The organism is Serratia sp. TSA_130.1, assembly GCF_052691795.1.
Genome location: NZ_JBQZFS010000005.1, coordinates 312,462 through 318,644 on the forward strand (window position 1 = coordinate 312,462; position 6,183 = coordinate 318,644).

The following is a 6,183-nucleotide window of genomic DNA, read 5'->3' on the forward strand; positions in this document are numbered from 1 at the left end:
GAAAAAGATGAAGAAGATCATGATGATTGGCTATGGCGCGATGGCGAAGGAAGTGATCGCCCGTTTGCCTGAAGGCGTGGAGGTCGGCTGGATCCTGGCGCGCGCAGCTCATCATGTGGCGATCGATGAGGCTTTTGCTGGGCGCGTGCAGGCACTGACCCATCCGGAGCAGTGTTCGCAGCGGCCGGATCTGGTGCTGGAGTGCGCCAGCCAGCAGGCGGTGGCGGAGTTTGGCGAAGCGGTGCTGCAGCGCGGCTGGCCGCTGGCGCTGATCTCGACCGGCGCGCTGGCGGACGCCGCATTGCAACAGCGGTTGCAGCAGGCCTGCCGCAGCCATCACGGGCAGCTGATCGTGTTGTCCGGTGCGGTGGCGGGGATGGATGGGCTGGCGTCGGCGCGCGAAGGCGGGCTGGAGAGCGTGACCTATCAGGCCAGCAAAAGTCCGGCCAGCTGGCGCGGCAGCCCGGCGGAGCAGCTGATCGACCTCGATGCGGTGAGCGAAGCGCAGGTATTTTTTGAAGGGTCGGCGCGTGAAGCGGCGCGTTTATTCCCGGCCAACGCCAACGTGGCGGCCACCATTGCGCTCAACGGCCTGGGGATGGATGCCACTCGGGTGCGCCTGCAGGTCGATCCCGCCACCCGGCGCAATACCCATTGGCTGCAGGTATGCGGCGACTTTGGCGAGTTTCACATCGAGCTGAGCGGCACCCCGCTGGCGAGCAATCCCAAAACATCAACCCTGGCGGCGCTGAGCGCGGTACAAGCCTGCCGCCGTCTGGTGGACGGCGGTTTTATTGCCTGAACGGCAGGAGCGGAGCATGGAACGATTGAATATTTTTGTCGCCGGGCGCTGGCGTGAAGGGCGCGGCGAAGAGATGGCTTCGGTATTCCCGGCCGACGGCAGCGTCAACGCGCGGCTGCGCGCCGCTAACGTCGAGGATGTCAACGAGGCGGTTGAGGCGGCGGAAAAGGCCTGGCGCGCGCCGGAATGGCGTGGGCTGGTGCCGCACCAACGCGCCTCAATTCTCTACCGCGTCAGCAACCTGATTCTGGCGCAGCAGGAACAGCTGGCCGAGCTGCAGACGCGCGACAACGGCAAACCGCTGGCGGAAACCCGCGGCCTGGTGGCCAGCGCGGCAGCGACCGCGCGTTACTTCGCCGCCGCTTGCGAGGTGTTGGAAGGCGAGCTGCCGACCCCGCGCAGCGCCGAAGTGATGACGCTCAGTCAGTATCAACCGATGGGGGTGATCGCCGCCATTACGCCGTGGAACTCACCGATCGCCAGCGAAATGCAGAAGGTGGCGCCGGCGCTGGCGGCGGGCAACGCCGTGGTGCTCAAACCGGCCGAAGCCACGCCGCTGATGGCGCTAAAGCTGGCCGAGCTGTTCGAACAGGCGGGGCTTCCTGCCGGGCTGCTCAGCGTGCTGCCGGGCAAAGGTTCGGTGATCGGCGAGGCGTTGGCGCGCCATCCGCTGGTGAAAAAGATCGCCTTTACCGGCGGGACCAGCACCGGGCGCCATTTGGCGCACATCGCCGCCGACAAGCTGATCTCCACCTCGCTGGAATTGGGGGGCAAATCGCCGACCATCGTGCTGGAGGACGCCGATCTTGAGCAGGCGGCGCGCGGCATCTGCTACGGCATTTTCAGCTCCGCCGGGCAGGCCTGCATCGCCGGCTCGCGGTTGTTCGTGCATCGTTCGCTGTATCAGCCGCTGCTGGCGCGCTTGACCGAACTGACGGCGGGGCTGCGCATCGGCAACCCGCTGGTGCCGGGCGTGCATCTCGGCCCGCTGATCAGCGCCAAACACCGGCAAAGCGTGGCGGACTACGTGGCGCTGGCGCGGCAGGAGGGCGGCCGGGTGGTCATCGGCGGTGAAGCGCCGGCCGATCCGCAACTGGCGAGCGGCAGCTATTACCTGCCGACCATTATTGAAGGTTTAAACAACGACGCCCGCGTCTGCCAGGAGGAGATCTTCGGGCCGGTGCTGGTGGCGCTGCCGTTCGACGACGAGCGACAGCTGATCGAACAGGCCAACGACTCGGTGTACGGCCTGGCGGCCGGCATCTGGAGCCGCGATTTCCCGCGGGCGATGGCGCTGGCGGAGCGGCTGGAAACCGGCACCGTCTGGGTCAACACCTACAAAACGTTCTCGATTTCCACGCCGTTCGGCGGTTTCAAAGAAAGCGGGCTGGGCCGCGAAAAGGGCCTGAACGGCATCAAGGCCTACATGCAGCAGAAAAGCGTGTATCTGGCGCTGAGCCATCAGGTGAACCGCTGGAGCGACTAGGCCAACACCTCTACGCATAACCCTAATAACGACTACCCTAAGAAGGCAGATGATGAGCGATAAAATCACGGTTGGCGAGGCGATAGCCCGGACTCTGGAACAGTACGCGGTGTCGGCGATGTACGGCATCATTTCGATTCATAATCTGCCGATCGCCGATGCGGTGGGGCAGCGCGATAAAATTCGTTTCGTGCCGGCGCGCGGCGAAGCGGGCGCGGTCACCATGGCCGATGCGCATGGGCGCTTCTCCGGCCTGGGCGTGGCGTTGACCAGCACCGGCGCCGGCGCGGGCAACGCGGTGGGGGCGATGATTGAAGCGCTTAACGCCAACACGCCGCTGTTGCATATCACCGGCCAGGTGGAAAAAGCCTATCTGGACGCCGACGCCGGGTTTATTCATGAAACCCGGGATCAGCTCGGTTTTCTGCGCGCCTGCTCCAAGCGCGCCTACCGGGTCAATTCGCCGGAACAGGCGGTGGCGGTGATCCAGCGAGCGATCCTGGATGCGCAAACCGTGCCCTGCGGCCCGGTGGCGGTCGAGATCCCGATCGATATCCAAAGCAGCCTGGTTTCCCGCTCGGTGCTGACCGAAGCATTGGCGCCGGCGCCGCTGCCGAAGGCGGACGATGCGGCGGTGGAGCGGCTGCATCAGCGGCTGAAACAGGCCAAGCGCCCGTTGCTGTGGCTGGGCGGCGGCGCGTTGGCCTGCGGCGATGCGGTGCGCAAGCTGGCGGACGCCGGCGTGGCGGTGATCTCCAGCACCCACGGGCGCGGCATTCTGCCGGACAGCCATCCGCGCAGCCTGCGGGCGTTCCACAACTCGCCGAGCATCGAGGCTATCCTGACGCAGTGCGACCTGACGCTGGTGGCCGGTTCACGGCTGCGCAGTAATGAAACCCGCACCTGGACGCTGCCGCTGCCGCGCCCGCTGGTGCAGATTGATATCGATCCGGCGGCGGCCAACCGCAACTACCTGGCCGATGAGCAGATCAATGGCGACTGTGCGGCGCTGCTGGCCGCGCTGGCGGCGCGGCTGAGCCCCGGCGAGAAGGTCAACGCCGAGTGGGATGCCGAGATCGCGGGGGCGGTGCAGCAGGCGGAGAGTGCGTTGCGTCAGCAGTCCGGTGAATACGCCAAACTCAACGACGCCATCGACGCCGCGCTGCCGCAGGACGGATTGCTGGTGCGCGATATCACCGTATCCGGCAGCGTCTGGGGCAGCCGTTTGTTCCGCGCGATCTCGCCGCTGTGCAACATTCACTCGCTGGCCGGTGCTATCGGCATGGGGCTGCCGATGGCGATCGGCACCGCGATCGCCAACCCGCAGCGCAAGGTGGTGGGGCTGGTGGGCGATGGCGGTTTGGCGCTGGGCCTTGGGGAACTGGCGACCATGGCGCAGGAACAGGTGAACATCACCCTGCTGATCATGAACGACGGCGGCTATGGCGTGATGCGCGGCATTCAGGACAAGTATTTCGCCGGGCGCCAGTATTACAACGAGCTGCATACGCCGGCCTTTACTCAAATAGCCGAAGCGATGGGGCTGAAAGCCTGGAAGGTCGAGGCGGCGGCGCAGTTCAACGGCGTGCTGGCCGAAGCGATCAACTACCCGGGGCCGTCGGTGGTTGAGGTGGACATGAAGCAGGTCGGGCCGCTGACCTTCGCCGGGCCGCCGCAGAAAACCCTGTATTGATACGATAAAAAACGCCCGGCGGTTGCCGGGCGTTCTCGTTGTTACTTCTCTGCCGCGATGCGATCGCGAATGTGCTGCGCGCGCGCTTGGGAAGACGGGTGATCGTCGAACATGCTGCTCTGACGGCCGGCTTCCATTTGGGCCAGTTTTTCGAAGCTGGTGGCCAGGCCGTTCGGATCGATGCCGCGCTTTTTCAGCAGATCGAACGAGTAATCATCCGCTTCGCTTTCCTGCTTCTGCGAGAACTGGGCGCTGACCAGCTTCTCGCCGATGTCCGCCAGCTGCGACTGCGACAGCGAGCCGATGACGCCGCCGGCGGAGGACGCCGCGGTGCGCAGCGCCACGGTGCCGTAAGCCACCTGCATCGCCTTGCGGGTGTGGCCCAGCGCCACGTGGCCCATTTCATGGCCCAGCACGCCTTCCACTTCGTTGTCGTTCATGATGTCCATCAGGCCGCTGTAAACGCGGATACAGCCGTTGGCCATCGCCCAGGCGTTGACGTCTTTGGTCACGTAGACCTTGTAGTTGGCCGGGGTGCCGTTGATGTTGTCGCCCAGCGCCGCAGCGATTTTGTTGAGACGCTTGGCATAGGTGCTGTCGGCCGGCGCGATTTGTGCCTTGCTGTCCATCTCGGCGCAGGATTTATCACTCAGGGCCTTAACGTCGTTGTTGCTCAGGGTCGCCGCCTGGAACGCCTGCGCGCCGGACTGCATCAGGGTTTCGGTATTCAGGTTTTGACAGCCGGTTGCCAAGGTGGCAATGCCCAACGCAATCAAAGAGGTACGGATCTTCATAACGCCATCTTCCTGTGAAGGTAACAAGGTAAAAGAGTCATTTTGCTTGGAGGCTATCTTGCCGCAAGAGCCTAGTGTATGCCAGACGGGGCGAGAATAGTGTTATTCCGAAAAAGCGTCCAATCGTGCTAATAAGTGGTGAACTCGCTCTCATTTGGCATTAGGGATTGCCGTTGTGATGTGGAGTCTGAGAAAATAGGGAACTTGACTGCTTTTTTTATCCGACCTGGAGTAAAACATGTCCTCTCGTAAAGAGCTTGCCAACGCCATCCGCGCACTCAGCATGGACGCCGTACAAAAAGCAAATTCCGGCCACCCGGGGGCCCCTATGGGCATGGCGGACATCGCCGAAGTCCTGTGGCGTGACTACCTCAACCACAACCCGACTAACCCGCACTGGGCTGACCGCGACCGTTTCGTGCTCTCCAACGGCCACGGCTCCATGTTGATTTACAGCCTCCTACACCTCACCGGCTACGACCTGCCGATGCGCGAGCTGGAAAACTTCCGTCAGCTCCATTCCAAAACCCCGGGCCACCCGGAGTACGGTTACACCCCGGGCGTTGAGACCACCACCGGCCCGCTGGGCCAGGGCATCGCCAACGCCGTCGGCTTCGCCATTGCCGAACGCACCCTGGCGGCGCAGTTCAACCGCCCTGGTCACGACATCGTCGACCACCACACCTACGCCTTCATGGGCGACGGCTGCATGATGGAAGGCATCTCGCACGAAGTCTGCTCCCTGGCCGGCACCCTCAAGCTCGGCAAGCTGACCGTCTTCTACGATGACAACGGCATCTCCATCGACGGCCACGTCGACGGCTGGTTCACCGACGACACCGCCCTGCGTTTCGAAGCCTACGGCTGGCACGTGGTGCGCAACGTCGACGGCCACAACCCGGACGCCATCAAGGCCGCGATTGAAGAAGCCCGCAAGGTGACCGACAAGCCATCGCTGCTGATGTGCAAGACCGTTATCGGCTTCGGCTCGCCGAACAAGGCCGGCACCCATGACGTGCACGGCGCCGCGCTGGGCGCCGCCGAAGTGGCCGCCACCCGCGAAGCGCTGGGCTGGAAATACGCCGCCTTTGAAATTCCGCAGGACATCTACGCCCAGTGGGACGCCAAGGAAGCCGGTCAGGCCAAAGAAGCGGCCTGGAACGACAAGTTCGCCGCCTACGCCAGGGCCTTCCCGGAACTGGCCGCCGAGTTCAAGCGCCGCATGAACGGCGAGCTGCCGGCGGACTGGAAAGCGGACGCCAAGGCGTTCGTGGAAAAACTGCAGGCCAACCCGGCCAACATCGCCAGCCGCAAGGCGTCGCAGAACGCGCTGGAAGCGTTCGGCAAAGTGCTGCCGGAGTTCCTGGGCGGCTCCGCCGACCTGGCGCCGAGCAACCTGACCATGTGG

At 64.2% G+C, this 6,183-nt stretch carries 5 protein-coding genes; 4 read left to right on the forward strand and 1 reads right to left on the reverse strand.

What is annotated here, in order from left to right; all coding sequences use genetic code 11:
- The first annotated feature begins 7 nt into the window (after window positions 1-7).
- The 3 genes from ACUTQY_RS18880 to ACUTQY_RS18890 are packed head-to-tail and all read left to right on the forward strand — an operon-like array spanning window position 8 to window position 3,981.
- Window positions 8-802 carry an aspartate dehydrogenase gene (locus ACUTQY_RS18880; protein ID WP_046687777.1) on the forward strand — a complete coding sequence of 265 codons (795 nt, stop codon included), beginning with the start codon at window positions 8-10 and terminating at the stop codon, window positions 800-802.
- A gap of 16 nt (window positions 803-818) precedes the next feature.
- On the forward strand, window positions 819-2,288 hold the full coding sequence (locus ACUTQY_RS18885; RefSeq protein WP_046687776.1) for an aldehyde dehydrogenase: 1,470 nt from the start codon (window positions 819-821) through the stop codon (window positions 2,286-2,288).
- Between the two features lie 52 nt (window positions 2,289-2,340).
- Window positions 2,341-3,981, forward strand: a complete 1,641-nt coding sequence (locus ACUTQY_RS18890; protein ID WP_025304194.1) for a thiamine pyrophosphate-binding protein — start codon at window positions 2,341-2,343, stop codon at window positions 3,979-3,981.
- Window positions 3,982-4,022: 41 nt separating this feature from the next.
- On the opposite strand, the gene ACUTQY_RS18895 is transcribed toward ACUTQY_RS18890, so the two are convergent.
- Window positions 4,023-4,775 carry a M48 family metallopeptidase gene (locus ACUTQY_RS18895; RefSeq protein WP_004937650.1) on the reverse strand — a complete coding sequence of 251 codons (753 nt, stop codon included), beginning with the start codon at window positions 4,773-4,775 and terminating at the stop codon, window positions 4,023-4,025.
- 238 nt (window positions 4,776-5,013) lie between these two features.
- Here ACUTQY_RS18895 and ACUTQY_RS18900 point away from each other — a divergent pair.
- Window positions 5,014-6,183, forward strand: a 1,170-nt coding sequence (locus tag ACUTQY_RS18900; RefSeq protein WP_445653000.1) for a transketolase family protein, incomplete at its 3' end; no start/stop codon positions are given.

Coding starts and splice junctions, on each gene's coding strand:
- ACUTQY_RS18880 (WP_046687777.1), top strand. CDS start 8: ATGAAGAAGATCATGATGATTGGCTATGGCGCGATGGCGAAGGAAGTG.
- ACUTQY_RS18885 (WP_046687776.1), top strand. CDS start 819: ATGGAACGATTGAATATTTTTGTCGCCGGGCGCTGGCGTGAAGGGCGC.
- ACUTQY_RS18890 (WP_025304194.1), top strand. CDS start 2,341: ATGAGCGATAAAATCACGGTTGGCGAGGCGATAGCCCGGACTCTGGAA.
- ACUTQY_RS18895 (WP_004937650.1), bottom strand. CDS start 4,775: ATGAAGATCCGTACCTCTTTGATTGCGTTGGGCATTGCCACCTTGGCA.